Below are 18,929 nucleotides of genomic sequence, written 5' to 3'. Positions count from 1 at the left end.
CTCAATGAGAAGGAATTGCGCCTGATGCTGCCGCTGTTCGACATGATGCTGCAGGCCCAGAACGGCCATGCGATCGACGTGATGGCCCGCCAATTCGGGCTTGCGCAGGCGGAAATGGTCAAGGCCACCGCCGCGCTGGTTCCGGCCTTCTCCATGGGGCTGAAGCAGAACGCGGCAAGCCCCTATGATTTCGGCGCGCTGATGCAGGCCATGGCGACGCGCAGCTATGCCCAGTATTTCGAGGATATGACGAAGGCCTTCACCCCACGCGGGCTGGATGACGGCACAGCGGCGCTGGAGCGGATCTTCGGCTCGACGGATGTTGCGCGTGCCGTTGCGGCGCAGGCCGCCCAGGTTACCGGCATCACGCAGGATGTAATGCGCCAGATGATGCCGGTCTTCGCCAATGCGTTGATGGGTGGCCTCTTCAAGCAGACCAGCGGGCAGATCAATTCCGGTGCTTCGGCCTTCGAGACCTCGCCCTTCGCGGCGATGATGCGCCCGTGGATGGAGGCGACCGGCCTGATGCGTAAGCCCGAGCCGCCGCCGCGCATGCCATTCGAAACACCGTTCACCCAGGCCATGCAGGCCTATTTCGCCGCATTGACGCAGGGCGCGCAGCCGCAAAAGCCGGAAGCCGAACCGGATCTTTTTGCCGCCAATCCCTTCTTCAAGGCTTTCCAGCAGATGATGACCGTGGGCATGCCCAAGGCTGAACCCGCACCTGCGCCCGAGCCGCAGCCCGAAGCGCCCGTCAATCCCTTCCGCCAGATGGTCAACACCCTGTTCGAAAGCGGACTGGACATGCAGAAGGAATATGGCAAGGCGGTCGACCAGATCTTCGCAACCTATGGCGGTCGCCGCGCCGAATAGGCTGGCCGCAGGATCTCTGGACCACACGAAAAAGCACAAGCCTGGTTTGGAAGGCCGCAGCATCCTTGGGCAAGCCTGCGGCCAAAAAAAGCCCGGCAAAGCGGTCGAGGGACCGCTTGGCCGGGTCAAAGGCGGGGCTCTCGGCTTCAAGGGCCCCGCGGGGAAGTCGTCAGACCTGGCGCACAGCCCCGCTGCGGCTGAAGGTCAATCTGTCATCGCCGAAGACGTCGGCGAAATCTGCTTGAACGGCCGTGCCTCCAACTGTTGGTTGGCAAGACTGTTCCCGAAGCCGGTCGCTCGCCAGCGGATTACAGGCCCTCGACGCGGACGAACCTGTCGCGAGCCCGCCGCCTGGCAGCCTGGCTGAGATGCTGGGTCGGGTCTTCAAAAAAGGCCGAGGTTGCCGCCATCGACAGATCTCGCCTGCTGATACCGATATCGGCGAGCTGGCTGTCATTAAGGTCGTGCAGGCGGTTCAACGTTCTGCGGTTTCGCACCAGACGGATGAGCGCCATGACCATCGTCGACAGTCCACGAAGCGGGAGGCCAAACCGTCCCTTGGCGTGAGGATGGTCGAAATGGGTTTCGGTCGCGCTCATGGCTTGTCTCCTGTCATCACGGCGCAGAATATCGACAACCGGAAACGCATGCTTCCGGCCGCAAGGGCGTTAGAGGATTGGAAATCCCGGGGCCTTCCGCTGAAGGCCGCAGAATGTCTGTGACAGGATCACTATCCCGGATTGCTATTGATCAGTCCAACGAATGTTTCTAATGATATTCATCAAACTCTTTCATGGAGCCTGTCATGGCCGCGCCGCTCGATATCGATCAGCTGCATACCTTCGTTGCCATTGCCGATACCGGGAGCTTCACCAAGGCGGCTGACCGGGTGTTCAAGACGCAATCGGCCGTCTCCATGCAGATGCGTCGGCTGGAAGATCGGATCGGCAAGCAGCTTTTCGCCAAGGATGGCCGCGGCAACCGGCTGACGGCGGAAGGCGAAAAGCTCCTCAATTTTGCGCGGCGGATGATCCGGCTGAACAATGAAGCGATCGCCTCCTTTGACGACAACCGCCTGGAGGGCACACTACGGATCGGCACACCGGATGATTATGCCGATCGCTACATGCCCGAGATCATCATGCGCTTCGCCAAGACGCATCCGAATGTCGAGCTCTTCATCGTCTGCGAACCCTCCGCCAGCCTGACGGAGCGCATGGCACGCGGCGAACTCGATATTGCACTGGTCACCCATAATCCGCGCGAGCGCCAATCGGATGTGGTGCGCACCGAGCCGCTCTGCTGGGTCGCCTCCGCCAACCATCCGCTGTCTGAGGATGCGGCCGTGCCACTGGCCGTCGGCCGCCGGGATTGCTGCTGGCGGCAGCTGGCTTCGGCAGCCCTCGACGCGATCGGCCGCGATTATCAGATCCTGTTCACCAGTTGGTCGTCCACCGTGGTCGCCTCGGCCGTTATGGCGGGCATGGCGGTCTCGGTCCTGCCGGAATCGGCGCTGCGGCCGGGAATGAAGGTGCTGAGCCAGGCGGAAGGCTTCCCGCCCCTGCCCCCGGTTCAGATCGGCATCATGAAGCGCCCCGGCCTGTCGCCGTCGCTTTCCAATGCGATCAGCAACCACATCGTCGCTTGCCTCGACAATATGACTCCCGCAAGCCTGACCGACGAGCTGGACGGCGAGATCAAGTTGACGACGAGACCCCCGCGCGGACGCAACGGCCAGGCGGCCCTGCAGGCAACCTGGTAGCCCCGCCGCTCACACCATCCATAAAACGAGAAAGCCGGCCTTCGCCCGTGACCTGAGCCCCGAAAGTTGGACATCAACCTTCGAGGGTCAGGTCACGCGAGAAGACCGGCTTTTCTTCTGCGAAGATGCTATGCGGCCGAAGCCGCGCAGACTTGCTTATTCGGCCGCCTGCGGCTTGTCGGCGCTGATCGTGTCGGCCTTGTAGCCGTGAGCGCTTTCCAGCGCCGCGCGCACGCCGGCCTCATAATCCGGATGCACCAGCTTGAAATGCGCGAGCTGGCGCTCGATGATCTCGCCCGGCACGCCACCCATCGCAGCGGCGATGTTGGAGAACAGCCGCGCCTTCTGCCCGTCGTCGAACAGGTTGAACAGCGCACGCGGCTGCCCGTAATCGTCATTGCCTTCGCGGTGGTTGAAGCGCGACATGTCGCCTGAAATCCGCAGCGGCGGCTCCTGCGCGGTCTTGTTTTCAACCGGGCCGTTGAAGCTGTTCGGCTCGTAATAGGCGTCCGGATTGCCGGTGCGGATACCGCCATAGGTGTTCATCTGGCCATCGCGGTGATAGTGATGAACCGGGCAGCGCGGCTGATTGACCGGGATGTTCTCGTAATGCGTGCCAAGCCGGTGGCGATGCGCATCGGCATAGGAGAAGACGCGGGCCTGCAGCATCTTGTCAGGCGAATAGGCGATGCCCGGCACGATGTTGGAGGGCGAGAAGGCGGCGTTCTCGATCTCGGCGAAATAGTTTTCCGCGTTGCGGTTGAGCTCCATCACGCCGATGTCGATCGGCGGATAGTCCGAATGCGGCCAGACCTTGGTCAGGTCGAAGGGGTTGTAGGGCGTCTTGTCGGCGTCGAGCTCAGGCATGATCTGCACCTGCACGGTCCAGCGCGGGAATTCACCGGCCTCGATGGTGCCGAACAGCGCCTCCTGGTAGCCCTCGCGGGTCTTGCCGATGATCGCCTCGCCTTCCTCATTGGTGAAGTGCTTGTGGCCCTGCTGGGTCTTGAAGTGGAACTTCACCCAGTAGCGCTCACCCGCATCGTTCCAGAAGGAGAAGGTATGCGAGCCGTAGCCGTTCATGTGCATCGGCGTCTGCGGCAGGCCGCGATCCGACATCAGGATGGTCACCTGATGCAGGCTCTCCGGCGACAGCGACCAGAAATCCCACATGGCGGTGGCCGAGCGCAGATTGGTCTTCGGGTGGCGCTTCTGCGTGTGGATGAAGTCCGGGAACTTGTAGGGATCGCGCACAAAGAAGACCGGCGTATTGTTGCCGACCAGATCCCAGTTGCCGTCCTCGGTGTAGAACTTCAGCGCGAAGCCGCGCACGTCGCGCTCATGGTCGGCCGCGCCCTGCTCGCCGGCGACGGTGGAAAAACGCGCCAGCATCGGGGTGGAGGCCCCAGGCTGCAGACACTTGGCCTTGGTGTATTTGGAGATATCGCCTGTGATCGTCAGCGTGCCGAAAGCGCCCCAGCCCTTGGCATGGACGACGCGCTCGGGAATGCGCTCGCGGTTCTGATGCGCCAGCTTCTCGATGAGCTGGTAATCCTGCAGCATGATGCCGCCGCGCGGACCCGCGGTCAGCGAATTCTGGTTATCCGGCACCGGCGCGCCAGCCGTGGTCGTCATGGTCGGACGATCGCTCATGGGAGTCCTCCTTGGAAAGTTCCGTGGATCTCGGTCAGCCAGCCACCCTTTCGCAGCCGGGCCTGTTTTCGCGTATGCAGGCTCCATGACCGGATCCCGCTCGCCCACAGGCAAGACAGGTCTCGCACCAAAGTTTCATAGTTTCCAATTGTATTTTTTAGGGCCGGCGATTAGTTTTTCCGATCATGATTACCCTACGTCAGATGCGGTATTTCGAAGCTCTTGCAACCACAGGCCATTTCGGCCGGGCGGCGGCGGCGGCCAACATCAGCCAGCCGGCGCTGTCCGCGCAGATCATGGAAATGGAACGACATCTGGGTGTCCGGCTGGTGGAGCGGGGGCGCAGCGGCGTGCTCGTTACGGCGGCAGGCCAGGATGCCCTGATCCGTGTGCGGCGCATTCTGGCCGAGGTGGATGGGCTGAAACAGGTGGGGGAAAGCCGCAGCGCGCCGCTTGAGGGCACCTTGCGGCTCGGAATTATCCCGACCGTCGCGCCTTATCTCGTGCCGCGCCTGCTGCCGGATCTCCAGCGCGCCTATCCAGCCCTGCATGTGGAGCTGAAGGAGACGCTGACCGACCGCCTGCTCCAGGCTCTGCGCGAAGGGCGGCTGGACAGCGTGATCGCCGCGCTTCCCATCGACGAGCCGGGCCTGAAAACTCGCCCGCTCTTCCGCGACCGCTTTTTCATGGCCGTCGCACAGGAGGAGGCGCGTTTTCTCGTCTCGCCGATGACGCAAGGGGAACTCGATGTCGACAGGCTGCTGCTGCTGGAAGAGGGTCATTGCCTGCGCGACCAGGCGCTCGCCGTCTGCGGCACTGGCAAGCGCAGCCTGGTCGATTTCGGTGCCACCTCCATGGCGACACTGCTGCAGATGGTCGCGCACAATATGGGCGTGACGTTGATCCCCGAGATCGCGGTCTCCGCGGAAACGGCGCGCAATGCGATCCGCGTCATGCCTTTCGCACATCCTGGCCCGGCGCGCGAACTGGGCCTGATCTTTCGCGCCAGCCATGGCCGGCCGCAGGACATCGATGCTCTGGCCGCCGTCATCACGACATGCGTTCAGCCCTTGCTGCAGGGCTGACGGCAAAGAACAGCGGGATGGAGCGACCGCAAACGGGTTTCCCCTGTCACACGACTCTCCTATAGGAAGGCATCCAGCTACAGCCTTCCGTCTCAGCTCCTAAGGATTGACCGATGCAAAGCCTCGCCATCTCGCTTCTGACCATTTGCGGTATCGAAGAGCTCGCTACCAAGGCGCAGGCGCGCGTCAGCCATGTGCTCTCGATCGTCGATCCCGAATTGCCTGAGATCGAGACCTTCTCGGTCTTCGATCCGCATCACCGCGTGATCCTGCGCTTCCATGACATCATCGATCCCGCGCCGGGCATGATCATGCCGCAGGAAAAGGATGTCGCCGATATCCTGGCTTTCGGCGAAGGGCTGCTGGCTGATAAGGACAGCCGCGTGGACGGCCATCTGCTGGTGCATTGCCATATGGGCGTTTCGCGCTCCACCGCCGCGATGACCACGCTGATGGCCCAGGCGGATCCGGACACTGACGAGGATGCGCTCTTTGCCCGCCTGCGCGAAATCCGCCCGCAGGCCTGGCCGAATTCGGTCATGATCGCCATGGCCGACGAGGCGCTCGGCCGCAAGGGCCGCCTGACAGAGGCTCTGCGCCGGCATTATGGCGTGCAGATCAAGCTGAAGCCGGAATACACCGACTGGATTTCGAGCCTCGGCCGGAGCCGCGAAGTCGAGATGGCGCTTTAACGCGTCGTTTTCAGACGTCGCTATCGCGATGCGATCTTGAAGATCAGCAGCGAGAGCCCCCTCACACTACCCTCTCCCCGATGGGGAGAGGAGACCATTGCCACATCGCGCGCCAGGAGCTTCTTCGAACCCTCTTCGGATTGCCCTTAGCGCATCGACCACCCATGGCTGACATTGAGCGACTGGCCTGTCAGCGCATTGGTCTCGAAGCCGGCAAAGAACAGCGCGACCTCGGCGACATCTTCGAGCGTCGTGAATTCGGTATCGACCGTATTGCCGAGCATGACGCGGTTGACGACCTCTTCTTCCGAAATGCCCAGCGTCTTCGCCTGTTCGGGGATCTGCTTTTCCACCAGCGGTGTGCGCACGAAGCCGGGGCAGATGACATTGGCGCGAATGCCATGCGCCCCGCCCTCCTTGGCGACCACACGGGCCAGACCAAGAAGACCGTGCTTGGCCGTCACATAGGCGCTTTTCAGCGGCGATGCCTCATGGCTGTGGACGGAGCCCATATAGATCACGGCCCCGCCGCCCTGCGCCTTCATATGCGGGATACAGGCCTTGGTCGTCAGGAAGGCGCCATCGAGATGAATGGACAGCATGCGCTTCCAGTCTTCGAACGGAAATTCCTCGACCTTGTGGACTATCTGGATGCCGGCATTGGCGACGAGCACGTCGACCCGGCCGAAGCGCTCGACCACTGCCGCCACACCCTCGTTAACGGCCGCCTCCTGCGTCACGTCCATGGTCACGCCGATGGCCTCGCCGGGGCCGGCCTCCGTCAGGGCCTTTGCAGTGGCCACGGCATCCTCGGCTTTCAGATCGGCGATGGCCACCTTCGCGCCTTCCGCGACATAGCGCGCGGCAATCGCCCGGCCGATGCCGCCGGCCGCGCCCGTGACGATACAGACCTTGTCCTTGAGATTCATCGCAGCCCTCCTTCTGACATCAAGCCGGCCGCCGGCTTCATGGGCAGGCGGCACCTGTTTCAGCCGGGGAGAATAAAGCGAAGAGGCGCAAAGGAAAGCACCTTCAAGGCGCTTTCCTTCGGCATCGATCAGGGCACCGTCGTCAGATGGATAGCGAGCAGCAGCCAGAGCAGCATGCAGAAGGCCATACCCACCAGGAAGAGATTCCGACGCAGAAGCACCTTGTTCGAGGTAACATGAACCAAGGCGTGGAGATAGCGGCTAAGGACGAATGCCCAGGAGAGAAGAACGGCCAGAACGCCAGCGCCGCCCGTCACATAAAGCGAGAGGGCGACGACGTAGAACAGCACCGGCAGTTCGAACTGGTTGATCAGATTGCGCGCCACTGTCGCGCTTGGACCAGGCTCGACAGTCGGAATGACGAAATCCTTGACGCTCGCCTGGCCGGAACGAACCGCCGCCAGCCGGCGACGGTTCATCAGCACATAGACCAGGAACACCAGAAGCGCCTGGGCGATCATCGGCCAGAAGATCGCATGGGACGGACCCATCATGCGGCGCCCGGATAGTTCGGGCTTTCGCGGGTGATGGTCACGTCATGGGCATGGCTTTCGCGTAAGCCCGCGCCGGAGATGCGCACGAAGGTGGCCTTCTCCTGGAATTCCGGGATGGTCGCGCCGCCGACATAGCCCATGGAGGCCTTGAGGCCGCCGGCGAGCTGATGCAGCACGCCGGAGACCGGCCCCTTATAGGGTACTTGGCCTTCGATGCCCTCGGGCACCAGTTTCAGCGTATCGCGCACTTCCGCCTGGAAATAGCGGTCGGCCGAGCCGCGCGCCATGGCGCCCACCGAGCCCATGCCGCGATAGGCCTTGAACGAGCGGCCCTGATAAAGGAACACCTCGCCCGGGCTTTCGTCCGTGCCGGCGAGCAGCGAGCCGATCATGCAGGCGGATGCACCGGCGGCAATCGCCTTGGCGAGATCGCCGGAGAACTTGATGCCGCCATCGGCAATGACAGGAACATTGGCGGCCTGCGCCGCTTCGACGGCCGACATGATGGCGGCGAGCTGCGGCACACCGACACCGGCGACGATGCGCGTGGTGCAGATCGAGCCCGGGCCAATGCCGACCTTGACAGCATCCGCGCCCGCATCGATCAGCGCCTTGGTGCCGTCTGCCGTCGCGACATTGCCGGCCATGATGCGCACGGAGTTGGACAGTGTCTTCACGCGGCTGACGGCATCGAGCACCCGCTGCGAATGGCCATGGGCCGTATCGACCACGATCAGGTCGACGCCGGCATCGATCAGCCGCTCGGCCCGCTCGAAACCGTCATCGCCGACCGAAATGGCCGCGGCGGCGCGCAGGCGGCCCTGCGCATCCTTGGAGGCATTCGGGTTCAGCTGGCTCTTTTCGATGTCCTTGACCGTGATCAGCCCAACGCAATGGCCCTGGGGATCGACCACCAGCAGCTTTTCGATGCGGTGCTTGTGCAGCAGACGCTTGGCTTCGGCCTGATCGACGCCATCCTTGACGGTGATCAGGTTTTCCCGCGTCATCAGCTCGTAGATCTTCTGGGCGGGATCGGAGGCGAAGCGCACGTCGCGATTGGTCAGGATGCCGACGAGACGGCCGCGTTCATGGCCGCCGGCGCCGCCGTTTTCCACGACGGGAATGCCCGAAATGCCGTGGATCTTCATCAGCGACAGCGCATCCGCAAGGCTCGCATCCGGGCCGATGGTGACCGGATTGACGACCATGCCACTCTCGAACTTCTTGACCTGGCGCACCTCTTCGGCCTGTTCGGCCGGCGTTAGATTGCGGTGGATCACGCCGATGCCGCCGGCCTGGGCCATGGCGATCGCCAGCCGGCCTTCCGTTACCGTATCCATGGCGGAGGACAGGATCGGCAGGTTCAGCTCGATATCCTGGGCAATGCGCGTGGCGATATTGGTCTGCCCCGGCATGACGGTCGAATGACCCGGCTGGAGGAGAACGTCGTCGAAGGTCAGGGCTTCCAGACCGGTTGCGGTTTCGATGATACGCGCCATGCCAAGTTCCTTTGTGGATCGAAGATGCCCGATACGCCCGCGGCCAGCCTTGGGAGAAACCCGGCCCGACGATCGACATCCATTGCTGAGGAAGTTGGCGAGGGCTGGTAACACGTCCATGACAGGAAAGGAATAGGCGCGCAGGGGATTCGATACGGTCAGGCCTCTTTCACAGGTGCCGGAGCGATGCTGGAGTCGGCGCGGACGGATCGATAAAATGCGCGGCATTTTGATTGCCGAAGATTATCCGCATCTCCTTGGCATATTTTAAGAGGCCATCATGTAAATCCCTATTCACGGCCGAGGACAACAAAAGGGCCGGCTCTCAAGGTAAAGCAACGGGGATATATACGATGACGGCATTGAAGAAACGCGCTCGTGCACTCGAAGACAAGTTTGCCCATGATCAGGAATTCCTGTTCAAGGCGGAAGCGCGCCGTAATGCATTGCTCGGCCTTTGGGCCGCTGCCGAAATGAACCGTCAGGATGCGGACGCATATGCCAAGGAAGTGGCGACCGCCCATGTCGAACATCCCGATGGCGCCTTCGCGCGTGTGCGGGAAGACCTGACTGCCTCGGGCGTCCAGATCGACGATAACGAGCTGCGCAACCGCATGGTCGTCATGCTGCGCGATGTCGCTCGCGAGATGTATGATGGCCGCTGATCCCCGCGATCCTCACTGTCTTGCAAGCGCGCAGCGCCCTGCCGGCCGCAGTCCCGCGCTTTAAGCCTTTCTTTTGAAACAGTCTTCTATCGCAAACCGCATGCGGCTTTGCTTGATCGAACCCAAGGCCCGGGCGCGCAATCGCCCGGGCCTTGCTCTATGCGCCGTGCCTCGCCGTCAAAGATCCAGCTGATAGCTATGCGGCACGAAGCGATACCCTTCGCCCGCCTTTTCGGCATAGCCGACGGAAGGAAAAGGCATGTGATAGCCGATGAAGGGCAGGCGCTCGCTGGCGATCATGTCGAACACTTTACGGCGGCTTACGGCCGCCTTGGCTTTGTCCATGTCGAACCGCACCTCCCAGTCGGGCCGCTGCAGCGACAGGACGTAGTGATTGGCGGTGTCGCCAGTCAGAATCAGCGCCTTGCCGGCGGACTCCAGCCGGAATGTCAGATGGCCCGGCGAATGGCCAAAAGCGGCCATGGCGGTCATGCCGGGCAGCACCGTGGCGCCATCGCCGATGAAGCTCGCTTTTTCCGCCAGCGGCTTGACGTTTTTGAGAACGGCCTGATGCCCGCCTTCCGCCGGCGTGCCGACCCGGGCCTCATTGGTCCAGAAATCATATTCCACCTGGCCGATCACATAGCGCGCTTTCGGAAAGGCCGGCTTGCCGCCCGCCATCAGCCCGCCGATATGGTCGCCATGCAGATGGGTGAGCACCACCAGTGTCACCTGTTCCGGCGTGTAGCCGAGCGCCGCCATGCCGGCTTCGAGCCTGCCCAGCCCATTGGCCCGGCCGCCCTCGCCCATGCCGGTATCGACCAGCACCAGCTCGTTTCCCGTTTCGATCAGAACAGGCGAAAAGCCATTGGCAAAGCGATCGGAGGGAAGAAAATTCTCCGTCAGGAGGTCGGCCACCGCCTGCGGCGGCTGGTTGATGCCGAAGGTCTGCTCCGGCTTGTCAGACGGGCGCAGGCCGTCCTGGATCACAGTGATCTTCAGATCGCCGAGGGTGAGGCTGCGGGTGGGAACGGGCATGTCTTTTTCGGTGCTCATCGCGGTCTTCCTGATGTCCTCGCCTGCTGCCTGCGCCGTGCGAACCAGCAATGCCGGAGCGGCCAAAGCGGTGGCGGCTGCCCCGATCAGTGTCCGCCGGCCCAATGCAAATCGATCTGTCATGCTGTCCTCCACCTCGCGCGATCCTGCACCGACCGGCGCGGCGCGATGCGCGCGGACCGTGATGCATGCGCTGCTGAACTCGCGGCAGAGCTAGTGCGCACCACTGCCATGGCAGCCCGGTGTCACGTGGATGTGATGCCGCAAGCAGGATCCCCGCGCGACTTTTGCGCTGAAGCGCACTAGATCGGCCGCATCACCCACCTGCAGATGGCTGCGGCGCTACGTCTCTTGCCGATCCGTCTGCCGGTTGCCGGATCCCGGTTCGCTTTGGACGTCCGCGCCCTGTCCCCTGATCCAGGCGAAAGGCCTTGAAACGCGTCGCGATCACTCTCCCGCCATGCATTTCAAGTTTTTGTTCGAGCGCAGGTCGGCACGGCAGAAGCAGTGTCGGTTTCTGCGCGACATGCTGTAGGTCCTCGCATGAACCGCATCGTTCCGCTGATTCTTGCCGTCGCGCTCTTCATGGAGCAGATGGACTCCACCGTCATTGCCACCTCGCTGCCTGCCATCGCCCATGATCTCGGCGTCGGGCCGATCACGCTGAAGCTGGCGCTGACGGCCTATATGGTGTCGCTGGCGATTTTCATTCCCTTGAGCGGTTGGATGGCCGACCGCTTCGGCGCCAAGCGCGTCTTCCGCCTGGCGATCCTGGTCTTCGTCAGCGGCTCGATCCTCTGCGCGATCGCGTCCAACCTGTTCAGCTTTGTCGGCGCGCGCTTTCTTCAAGGCATGGGCGGGGCGATGATGACGCCGGTGGCGCGGCTCGTCCTGGTGCGCAGCACGCAGCGCAGCGAACTGGTCGGCGCCATGGCGCTGCTCACCATCCCCGGTCTGGTCGGCCCGCTTGCAGGTCCGCCACTTGGCGGCTTCATCACCACCTATTTCTCTTGGCACTGGATCTTCCTGATCAATGTGCCGATCGGCATTCTCGGCTTCTTTCTTTCCGGCATCTTCCTGCCGGAGATCGAGGCGTCACAGCCACCGCCGCTCGATATCAAGGGCTTCATCTTGAGCGCTGTGGCGGCGGCGGGCACCATGTTCGGCTTCTCGGTGATCAGCCTGCCGGCCCTGCCGCCGGCCGTGGGCATTGTCTCCGTCCTTATCGGCTTCGTCTGCGCTGTGCTCTATTGGCGGCATGCGCGCCGCCATCCGGCACCGATCCTGGACCTGAAACTGTTCAACGACAGCGCCTTCCGCGCGGCGGCCCTCGGTGGCTCGCTCTTTCGCATCTCGATCGGCGCCGTGCCGTTCCTCCTGCCGCTGATGCTGCAGGTCGGCTTCGGGCTGACGCCGTTTCAATCGGGCATGATCACCTTTGCCGGCGCCATCGGCGCGATCACCACCAAGGTATTTGCCCGGCGGGCGTTGGCCCTTTTGGGCTTCCGCACCACACTGATCGCAGCCGGCGTGGCAGGCGCCGCACTGACCTTCGTCAACGGCCTGTTCACGCCGGCAACACCCTATGTGGTGATGATCGTCGTTCTGATCATTGCCGGGCTGATCCGGTCGCTGTTTTTCACCAGCGTCAACGCCTTGTCCTTTGCCGATATTCCCGACAAGGACGCCAGCAAGGCCACCTCGATGAGTGCGGTTCTCCAGCAGATGAGCCTGGCCTTCGGCGTGGCGACCGCCGGTGCCATTCTCGAAGCTGAGAACTGGCTGACCGGCAGCCATCTGGAGCTCAGCGATTTCCAGCTCGCCTTCATGCTGATCTCGGGCGTGACGCTGATCTCGATCCTGCCCTTCCTCGGCATGGCCAAGAATGCCGGCGCCACCGTCTCAGGCCATCGCCGCGTCGGCGAGCGGCAGACGGAGGCGGTCGGCAGCGTGCAGGGCTAAGGCCGGATTATCGTCTGGCGGCAAGCGCCAGGAGCAGGCCAGCCACATGCATGGCCTGGCCGATGATCCCGGTAGCGAGCAGCGGCACGATCTCGTCCAGCGGCTTCACATGCACGATCATGCCTTCCTCACCGCGATCGAGCTGTTGGTCGCCCACCTTGCGCGCGCCTTCGGCCAGAAAAATGTGGAGGCGGTTGGATTGCGTGGCCGGATTGGCATAGAGGCTGCTGATCAGCGTCCAGCGGTCTGCAGCAAAGCCAGTTTCTTCCAGCAATTCGCGGCGGGCCGAGACTTCCATGTCCTGGTCCGTCAGCTCGGCCGCGCCGGCCGGCAGCTCCAGAAGCACCTTTGCCACGCCATGGCGATATTGCTCGACCATCACCAGCTCGTGCGCCTCCGTCAGCGCCACGATCACCACCCAGTCGGGATAGTCGAGAACATAATAGGGGCTGATCGAACGCCCTTTCGGCGTGCGGCAATGATCGACGCGGAGATTCATCCAGCGATCGCTGAGAAGGCGTTCGGAGCCCTCCACTGTCCATTCAAGTGTCATGCCAAGCCCTGTTCCTGTTGTGCAGCATAGAGCCGCGCAGAGAGATTAGGGCCAGCTCTTCGCAGTCGCAACAAGAAAGCCGCCAGGCGATGGGTCGACGCTTAGAAGGCGCGATCCTCATCCTCGCGGTCGAACTCCTCCTCATCGATCTCCATCTCGGCCGGCTCGTCCTCCTGCGCATGTGCCTGACGGCCCTTGAACCCCTTGGCCAGCAGGAACATTTCGACCGATTCGGCACGCGAGGAAGCCGGCTTCACATGAATGACCTGGCGAAAATTCTTCTTCAGCATAGTGAGAAGATCCCGCTCCGTTCCACCCTGGAACGTCTTGGTCAGGAAATGGCCGCCGGTGGCCAGCACATCGACGGCGAAATAGGCGGCGACTTCGCATAGATGCATGGTGCGTAGGTGGTCGGTCTGGCGGTGGCCTGTGGTCGGCGCGGCCATATCGGACATGACAAGGTCAGGCGCGCCGCCGAGTGCATCCATCAGCTTGCCCGGCGCGGAAGGATCGAGGAAATCGAGCTGGAAAATGGTGACACCCGGCAGGGGGTCCATCTCCAGGAAATCGATGGCCACCACGCGTGGATCTGTGTCCGTCGATTTCGTCACATTGGCGGCGATCTGAGACCAGCTGCCGGGCGCGGCACCCAGATCGATGATCCGGCGCGCGCCGGTCAGGATCTTGTGCTTCTCGTCGATTTCCAGCAGCTTGAACGCCGCGCGGGCGCGATAGCCTTCCAACTGGGCACGCTGCACATAGGGATCGTTGATATGGCGCTCCAGCCAGCGGCGGGAGGAGGCCTTCAGCTTGCCCTTCTTCACCTTCTGGCCCAGCTTGCGGCCGGTGCGGTTGCCGCCGATTGGCGCTTTGGTCATCGGCCCTTGCCTCCTTGGCCCTGGCTATTGCCACGCTTCATGCGGAATTTCCGCCACACGCCGTCATCGGCCATCATATCGGTCAGCAATCCCTCGCGCAGGCCCCGATCGGCCACGCGCATGCGCCGCGACGGCCACCGCCGGCGGATCGCCTCGAGAATGGCGCAGCCGGCCAGCACCAGATCGGCCCTGTCCGGTCCGATGCAGGGATTGGCCGAGCGCGCCGCGAAATCCCAGGAAAGGAGGCGTGCCTGCATGGCCGACACCTCCTCGTCCGACAGCCACAGCCCGTCTACCTGGCGGCGATCATAGCGCGGCAGGCCGAGATGCACGCCGGCAAGCGTCGTCACCGTGCCCGATGTGCCGATCAGATGGAAGGCATCGGCCGGGTCTTCCCCGTCGAAAATGGCCGGGCAGTCGAACCGGCCGAGCATGCCTTCGACCTCGCGCACCATGCCCTCGAAGCTTTCGGGCGTGACATCGTGCCCGCCATGGCGCTCCGACAGGGTGACGACGCCGACAGGCAAAGAGGTCCAGTGGGTAATGTGGTTGGCAAGCCGGCTCGATCGGTTTTCACCGATCCGGATGACCGCGATTTCCGAGGAACCGCCGCCGATATCGAACAGCACCACGGACCGGGCGCTGCGTTCGATCAGCGAGGAGCAGCCGGAAACGGCCAGACGTGCCTCGGTCTCGCGGTTGATGATCTCCAGTTCCAGCCCGGTTTCAGCGGCCACGCGCTCCATGAAAAGCGCGCCATTTTCCGCCGCGCGGGCCGCCTCGGTGGCGATCAGCCGCATGCGGCGGATATCCCGGTTCTTGAGCTTGACGGCACAGACCTTCAAGGCCTCCACCGCTCGATCCATGGCTTCGGGCGAAAGCCGCCCCGTGGCCGCCAGCCCCTCGCCAAGCCGCACGATGCGCGAGAAGGCGTCGACCACGCGGAACTGGCCTGGGCGCGTCGGCTGGGCGATCAGGAGGCGGCAATTGTTGGTACCGAGATCGAGGGCGGCATAAAGCGGCGCGCGCATCTCATCCGAGGCGCGCGGCACAGGCCGGGGCGCAGAGCCCGGGCTACTGGCTGACGCATGTAGGCCGAGCTGCGCTGCCGGATGCGGCGGCACGGCTGGCGCCGGATGTCCCTGGCTGGCCGTGCCATGGCCTTGATGCGCCGATGCTGAAGGGGCCTGTCCGCCAGCACCGGACTCCGGTCCGCCCGCATGGCGCGCAAAGCCCTGCCGGCCTTCGCCGCGACGGCCAGCGTCCCCGCGAAAAGATGCGCGTCCTCGCTCATCGCCGGCACGGCCACCCTCCTGCCCGGCCTTGCCGGGTTTCTCGCCTGAAACGAGCGGGCGGCCCTGCGGCCCACGATGCTGCCCATGGCGCCGGCCTTCGCGATCCGCCCCCGGCGCCCGACGCCGACGGCCCTTATGCGGCTCGCCCGGCGCACCACGGCCGGCTTCCTTCCCGGCAGGAGCCGAAGGTGCACCGGCAGAATGTCCCGATGAGGATGTATGGGAGCCCGACATTGCGGCATCCTGCGACTGCGCGGACGACTTCGATCGTCTACGCTTACGCTTCCGTCCCTCCGCCCCCCGCCTGGCGGAGGGGTCTCCACCGGACGACGGCCCAGCGGCGATCTGCGAGACGGACTGTACTGACGAAGCGTGTGGAGATGGGATCTGCTGTGATGACGCAGCATGCACGCCAGCCGCAACGTGACCGGCGGCCATGGAAGGCCTCGGCGTGCCCGAGGAGGCACCGGCAGCACCAGGCCCGCGCGGACGGGCATTGCTGCCCGATGCGCCCGGTCCTGCCGCAGCAGCATTCTCGGAGCGTCCAGCTCCTCCGGCATGACCGGAAGAACCCGAGGCAGAATCACGCCCGCGCCGGGCCTTGGCCCGACGGCGCTTCTTCTTCCCCGCATGCGGCACAGCTGGCTTATCGCCCCGCTCAACCGCTGACGCCCCGTCTTCAAACGGCTTTTCGCCGTGATCGGGGTCTTTCACGTGACGTTACCATCGCACCGGGCAAACCTACCGGTTGCTCAAGGCGCTCATCAAGATTGTCGTTGGCCAAAGTCTAACAGTGCAACCCCGGTTCTCCAAACTGTTTTTATATCGTCCTTCAGCCGGCGGGATAACCTTGCATTCGATCCGACGGCAGCATTTCCATCCAGCCTGCCTTTTTGGGGCATGTCGTCGTTTTTTCAAAAAACCCCATTGCATCGCCTCCGGATTTGTTTATAAGCCCGCTCACCCCGCTGGAAACGTCAGCGTCTCCGGTGCCGGTCTTGGGGAATAGGTTAACGGTAGACCCACGGACTCTGACTCCGTTAGTCCTGGTTCGAATCCAGGTTCCCCAGCCATCCTTCTTTTTCCAATAAAATGAGCTTCCAACAGCGCCTTGTCGATAAGGTTCGCTGTGAAGCGGCCCTTCGTTGTGGTGGGTTGGCATGGACGGGAAAGACTTAAGGCTCTCGGCGCGCTCCCGTCTCTCACCCACATGCTCGGCTGCATAATGTCTTGAATCGAAATCGATTTGAGGAGAAATTGCATGGGAGACCTAACCATGCCCTTCCATCTTGATCGCGCGACAGCAACCGCATGCAAGATGTTGTAGAGCGTCTTTCGCGCCTGCAATCGGGCGCGGGATATTGATTGGAGTTGATGATGTCTGACCTGTTGAGCGGCATGTATTTCACCGTGGACGATGAGGATGGCACCTATTCCACCGGCCAGGTCATCCGTCACGCCGCCGACGATATCTATTTCGTGCGCTTCGAAGGCAGCGAAGTGACGTTGCCGCTGGAGCTGGTGACGATCGGCGAGATGCTGCAGACCACCGATGAGGGCTACAAGCTCTGGCGCTTCTTCGATACGGTGGAAGAACGCGATACATGGACCGATTGGCTGGATACGCCATCCAAGCCAAGGGTGATCTCTCTGGTCAGGCCGACCAAGTAGAGCCAGACCTGCCTGCCGGCAAAGCTGATGGGCCGGGATCGAGCGCTCGCTTCCGCCCTCTCAAATCACCCGTCATCGCTTTTTGTGCATGAACGCCGCAGCATCCTCACGCCCTTGATGATGCTGCCGGCAAAGTCGCGTCCTCAGGCGATCACACGCGCTTCCTTCTCTGACTGACCAGAAAGCCCATCGGTCGCATGGAACAAGATGGGCGGCAGCGGCACGTCTCCTGCTCTTCACGCCCGGCAAGAGCCGGCGCGGATGTTCGGGGCTGGCCGTATGCCATCGGGATCAGGATCGCATTCTGCTATCGAACATCACGCCAATCCGCATCGGATAATCGATGCCGAACTGGCTCGGCGGCGACATCCAGCCAGTCTAACGGCTGCCGAGCGATCTCATCAACAACAATAATATCCTCCCCAACCGCCGGCACCACGACCGATTCGTCGTATAGTTCAAATATCAATTGCCACGCCGGTGACATTATGTCGTTATGCGGGGGACTCTATACTGGATTTCCCGAGGGTATATGTTGTTCACCCGATCTCCGAATTCGTCAGATCCAATCTAAGAATATTGTTTTTTTGATATTTATAATATGAAATTTTTAACAATTGCTTCGACGAGCGGGAACATTTGTCCGTGAGGCGGGTTGAGTTGGTTCGCAACGAGGGGTGACGTCATGACAGAGACTTCTGCAGTGGAACGTGTGCGGGCAGAGATGGTGGAGCTCATTCCCGCGCTTCGATCGTTTGCACGCCGCCTGGACCGCAGCCCGACCAATGTCGACGATCTGGTTCAGGAAACGCTTCTGCGAGCCTTGGCCAACATCGACAAGTTTCACGAGGGCACCAATCTCAAATCCTGGCTTTTCACCATTCTGCGCAACACCTTCTGCACGAAGTTCGGCCTTGCCAAGCGCGAGGTTGTCGGCATCGAAGAATGTGTGTCCAGCCGCGCCACGGTGAATTCGCCTCAGGAATGGTCGGTGCGGGCCGCGGAATTCCAACGTGCCTTCGACAAGCTTCCCGACCGCTATCGAGATGCCGTGGACATTATTCTGATTCAGGGACAGAGCTACGAATCCGCAGCCGCGCGCTGCGGCTGCCCTGTGGGCACGATCAAGAGCCGGGTCAATCGTGCGCGTGCACAGCTCGCCATCCAGCTGGACGAGCCGACGATGCCGATCTGATCGTCCGCCCTCTCTAGGCGGAAGCCAGAAGAGATACATCGACATCAGCCTGCCAAGGATCCTGCCGGGATCTTGTGGCGGGCTTTGTCGTTTGGAGGTTCATGGCCCATTCAAAGACGGGACGTTGCCCTGTTGCCGCTAAGCAAACAGGGCGCGGCAGCTACTCGACCTACATCAGCAGGTCAGTTCCCGGTCCAAACAGCTCGCGCGCAATCGCCTCCAGCTCGGTCGGCTTTTCGCACAGGGCGAAGCCTGTAAAGTTTTCCGGGATGATCGAGGGATCGTAGCCAGTGGCGAAGACGAAGGGAATGTCGAGTTCCGCCAGACGCTCGGCGACGGGAAAGACCAGCTCGTCGCCCAGATGAATATCGAGAATGGCCGCATCGACCGCTTCCGTTTCGATGAGCGTCAGCGCTTCGTTGACGCGCCCGGTCGGGCTCACCACATGGGCGCCCAGCTTTTCAAGCTTCTTGCGCGTTTCCGCCGCCAGGAAATACTCATCCTCGACGATCAGGATGTTTTTTCCTGCGAAGTCTTGAATATATGTTTTCGGGCTCAGCGTCGTGCCCCCTGTCCAACCTGCCAGCAATGGCGGCGCGCCTGCGGC

The 18,929-nt window shown here is 62.6% G+C and carries 18 protein-coding genes and 1 tRNA gene; 9 read left to right on the top strand and 10 right to left on the bottom strand.

Annotated features, from left to right (window positions below; all coding sequences use genetic code 11):
- The first annotated feature begins 24 nt into the window (after nucleotides 1-24).
- A complete protein-coding gene (locus BMX61_RS16860; RefSeq protein ID WP_075629269.1) occupies nucleotides 25-873 on the top strand; it encodes a DUF937 domain-containing protein in 849 nt (282 codons plus the stop codon).
- A 308-nt stretch (nucleotides 874-1,181) separates the two neighbouring features.
- On the opposite strand, the gene BMX61_RS16855 is transcribed toward BMX61_RS16860, so the two are convergent.
- On the bottom strand, nucleotides 1,182-1,472 hold the full coding sequence (locus BMX61_RS16855) for a DUF1127 domain-containing protein (RefSeq protein ID WP_075629270.1): 291 nt from the start codon (nucleotides 1,470-1,472) through the stop codon (nucleotides 1,182-1,184).
- A 206-nt stretch (nucleotides 1,473-1,678) separates the two neighbouring features.
- Here BMX61_RS16855 and BMX61_RS16850 point away from each other — a divergent pair, with 206 nt between their 5' ends.
- Nucleotides 1,679-2,635: a LysR substrate-binding domain-containing protein gene (locus BMX61_RS16850; protein ID WP_075629564.1), complete on the top strand. Its 957-nt coding sequence runs from the start codon at nucleotides 1,679-1,681 to the stop codon at nucleotides 2,633-2,635.
- Between the two features lie 156 nt (nucleotides 2,636-2,791).
- On the opposite strand, the gene katA is transcribed toward BMX61_RS16850, so the two are convergent.
- On the bottom strand, nucleotides 2,792-4,288 hold the full coding sequence (katA, locus tag BMX61_RS16845; protein WP_075629271.1) for a catalase KatA: 1,497 nt from the start codon (nucleotides 4,286-4,288) through the stop codon (nucleotides 2,792-2,794).
- A gap of 185 nt (nucleotides 4,289-4,473) precedes the next feature.
- On the opposite strand from katA, the gene BMX61_RS16840 reads away from it, so the two are divergent.
- Nucleotides 4,474-5,373, top strand: coding sequence for a hydrogen peroxide-inducible genes activator (locus tag BMX61_RS16840; protein ID WP_075629272.1), 900 nt, complete (start codon nucleotides 4,474-4,476; stop codon nucleotides 5,371-5,373).
- A 113-nt stretch (nucleotides 5,374-5,486) separates the two neighbouring features.
- Complete coding sequence (locus BMX61_RS16835; protein ID WP_075629273.1) at nucleotides 5,487-6,065, top strand: tyrosine phosphatase family protein; 579 nt, start codon at nucleotides 5,487-5,489, stop codon at nucleotides 6,063-6,065.
- Between the two features lie 146 nt (nucleotides 6,066-6,211).
- Here the strand turns inward: BMX61_RS16835 and BMX61_RS16830 are convergent, their stop codons facing one another.
- The 3 genes from BMX61_RS16830 to guaB all read right to left on the bottom strand — a co-directional run bounded on the left by BMX61_RS16830 (nucleotide 6,212) and on the right by guaB (nucleotide 9,047).
- Nucleotides 6,212-6,994 (bottom strand): 3-hydroxybutyrate dehydrogenase, encoded by a 783-nt coding sequence (locus BMX61_RS16830; RefSeq protein ID WP_075629274.1) that lies wholly within the window; start codon nucleotides 6,992-6,994, stop codon nucleotides 6,212-6,214.
- Between the two features lie 128 nt (nucleotides 6,995-7,122).
- The gene (locus BMX61_RS16825) at nucleotides 7,123-7,548 is read right to left on the bottom strand and encodes an MAPEG family protein (protein ID WP_234794716.1); all 426 of its coding nucleotides are present in this window, start codon (nucleotides 7,546-7,548) and stop codon (nucleotides 7,123-7,125) included.
- Entirely contained in the window at nucleotides 7,545-9,047 is a 1,503-nt protein-coding gene (gene guaB, locus BMX61_RS16820; protein WP_075629276.1) for an IMP dehydrogenase, read from the bottom strand. Before guaB ends, BMX61_RS16825 begins: the two co-directional genes overlap by 4 nt.
- Nucleotides 9,048-9,400: 353 nt before the next feature.
- On the opposite strand from guaB, the gene BMX61_RS16815 reads away from it, so the two are divergent.
- Nucleotides 9,401-9,712 (top strand): DUF1476 domain-containing protein, encoded by a 312-nt coding sequence (locus BMX61_RS16815; RefSeq protein ID WP_075629277.1) that lies wholly within the window; start codon nucleotides 9,401-9,403, stop codon nucleotides 9,710-9,712.
- 177 nt (nucleotides 9,713-9,889) lie between these two features.
- Here BMX61_RS16815 and BMX61_RS16810 read toward each other — a convergent pair whose 3' ends face one another.
- Nucleotides 9,890-10,891 (bottom strand): MBL fold metallo-hydrolase, encoded by a 1,002-nt coding sequence (locus BMX61_RS16810; RefSeq protein ID WP_075629278.1) that lies wholly within the window; start codon nucleotides 10,889-10,891, stop codon nucleotides 9,890-9,892.
- Nucleotides 10,892-11,311: 420 nt separating this feature from the next.
- On the opposite strand from BMX61_RS16810, the gene BMX61_RS16805 reads away from it, so the two are divergent.
- Entirely contained in the window at nucleotides 11,312-12,730 is a 1,419-nt protein-coding gene (locus BMX61_RS16805) for an MFS transporter (RefSeq protein ID WP_075629279.1), read from the top strand.
- Nucleotides 12,731-12,737: 7 nt separating this feature from the next.
- Here the strand turns inward: BMX61_RS16805 and BMX61_RS16800 are convergent, their stop codons facing one another.
- The 3 genes from BMX61_RS16800 to BMX61_RS16790 all read right to left on the bottom strand — a co-directional run bounded on the left by BMX61_RS16800 (nucleotide 12,738) and on the right by BMX61_RS16790 (nucleotide 15,690).
- Entirely contained in the window at nucleotides 12,738-13,283 is a 546-nt protein-coding gene (locus tag BMX61_RS16800) for an NUDIX hydrolase (RefSeq protein WP_075629280.1), read from the bottom strand.
- A 101-nt stretch (nucleotides 13,284-13,384) separates the two neighbouring features.
- On the bottom strand, nucleotides 13,385-14,161 hold the full coding sequence (locus BMX61_RS16795; RefSeq protein ID WP_075629281.1) for an RlmE family RNA methyltransferase: 777 nt from the start codon (nucleotides 14,159-14,161) through the stop codon (nucleotides 13,385-13,387).
- Nucleotides 14,158-15,690: a Ppx/GppA phosphatase family protein gene (locus tag BMX61_RS16790; RefSeq protein ID WP_234794715.1), complete on the bottom strand. Its 1,533-nt coding sequence runs from the start codon at nucleotides 15,688-15,690 to the stop codon at nucleotides 14,158-14,160. The genes BMX61_RS16795 and BMX61_RS16790 overlap by 4 nt, the downstream gene beginning before the upstream one ends.
- Before the next feature lie 765 nt (nucleotides 15,691-16,455).
- Here BMX61_RS16790 and BMX61_RS16785 point away from each other — a divergent pair.
- The 3 genes from BMX61_RS16785 to BMX61_RS16775 all read left to right on the top strand — a co-directional run bounded on the left by BMX61_RS16785 (nucleotide 16,456) and on the right by BMX61_RS16775 (nucleotide 18,322).
- A tRNA-Gln gene (locus BMX61_RS16785) sits at nucleotides 16,456-16,529 on the top strand.
- A 301-nt stretch (nucleotides 16,530-16,830) separates the two neighbouring features.
- Entirely contained in the window at nucleotides 16,831-17,127 is a 297-nt protein-coding gene (locus BMX61_RS16780; RefSeq protein WP_075629282.1) for a hypothetical protein, read from the top strand.
- A gap of 685 nt (nucleotides 17,128-17,812) precedes the next feature.
- Nucleotides 17,813-18,322: a sigma-70 family RNA polymerase sigma factor gene (locus tag BMX61_RS16775; protein ID WP_075629283.1), complete on the top strand. Its 510-nt coding sequence runs from the start codon at nucleotides 17,813-17,815 to the stop codon at nucleotides 18,320-18,322.
- Between the two features lie 169 nt (nucleotides 18,323-18,491).
- Here BMX61_RS16775 and BMX61_RS16770 read toward each other — a convergent pair whose 3' ends face one another.
- On the bottom strand, nucleotides 18,492-18,911 hold the full coding sequence (locus tag BMX61_RS16770; RefSeq protein WP_407703784.1) for a response regulator: 420 nt from the start codon (nucleotides 18,909-18,911) through the stop codon (nucleotides 18,492-18,494).
- Nucleotides 18,912-18,929: the final 18 nt, after the last annotated feature.

Origin of the sequence: Xaviernesmea oryzae (genome assembly GCF_900109605.1) — a bacterium.
Taxonomy (GTDB): domain Bacteria; phylum Pseudomonadota; class Alphaproteobacteria; order Rhizobiales; family Rhizobiaceae; genus Xaviernesmea; species Xaviernesmea oryzae.
The sequence above is the reverse complement of the archived record's forward strand: the minus strand, read 5'-3'. Positions and strand labels throughout refer to the sequence as shown.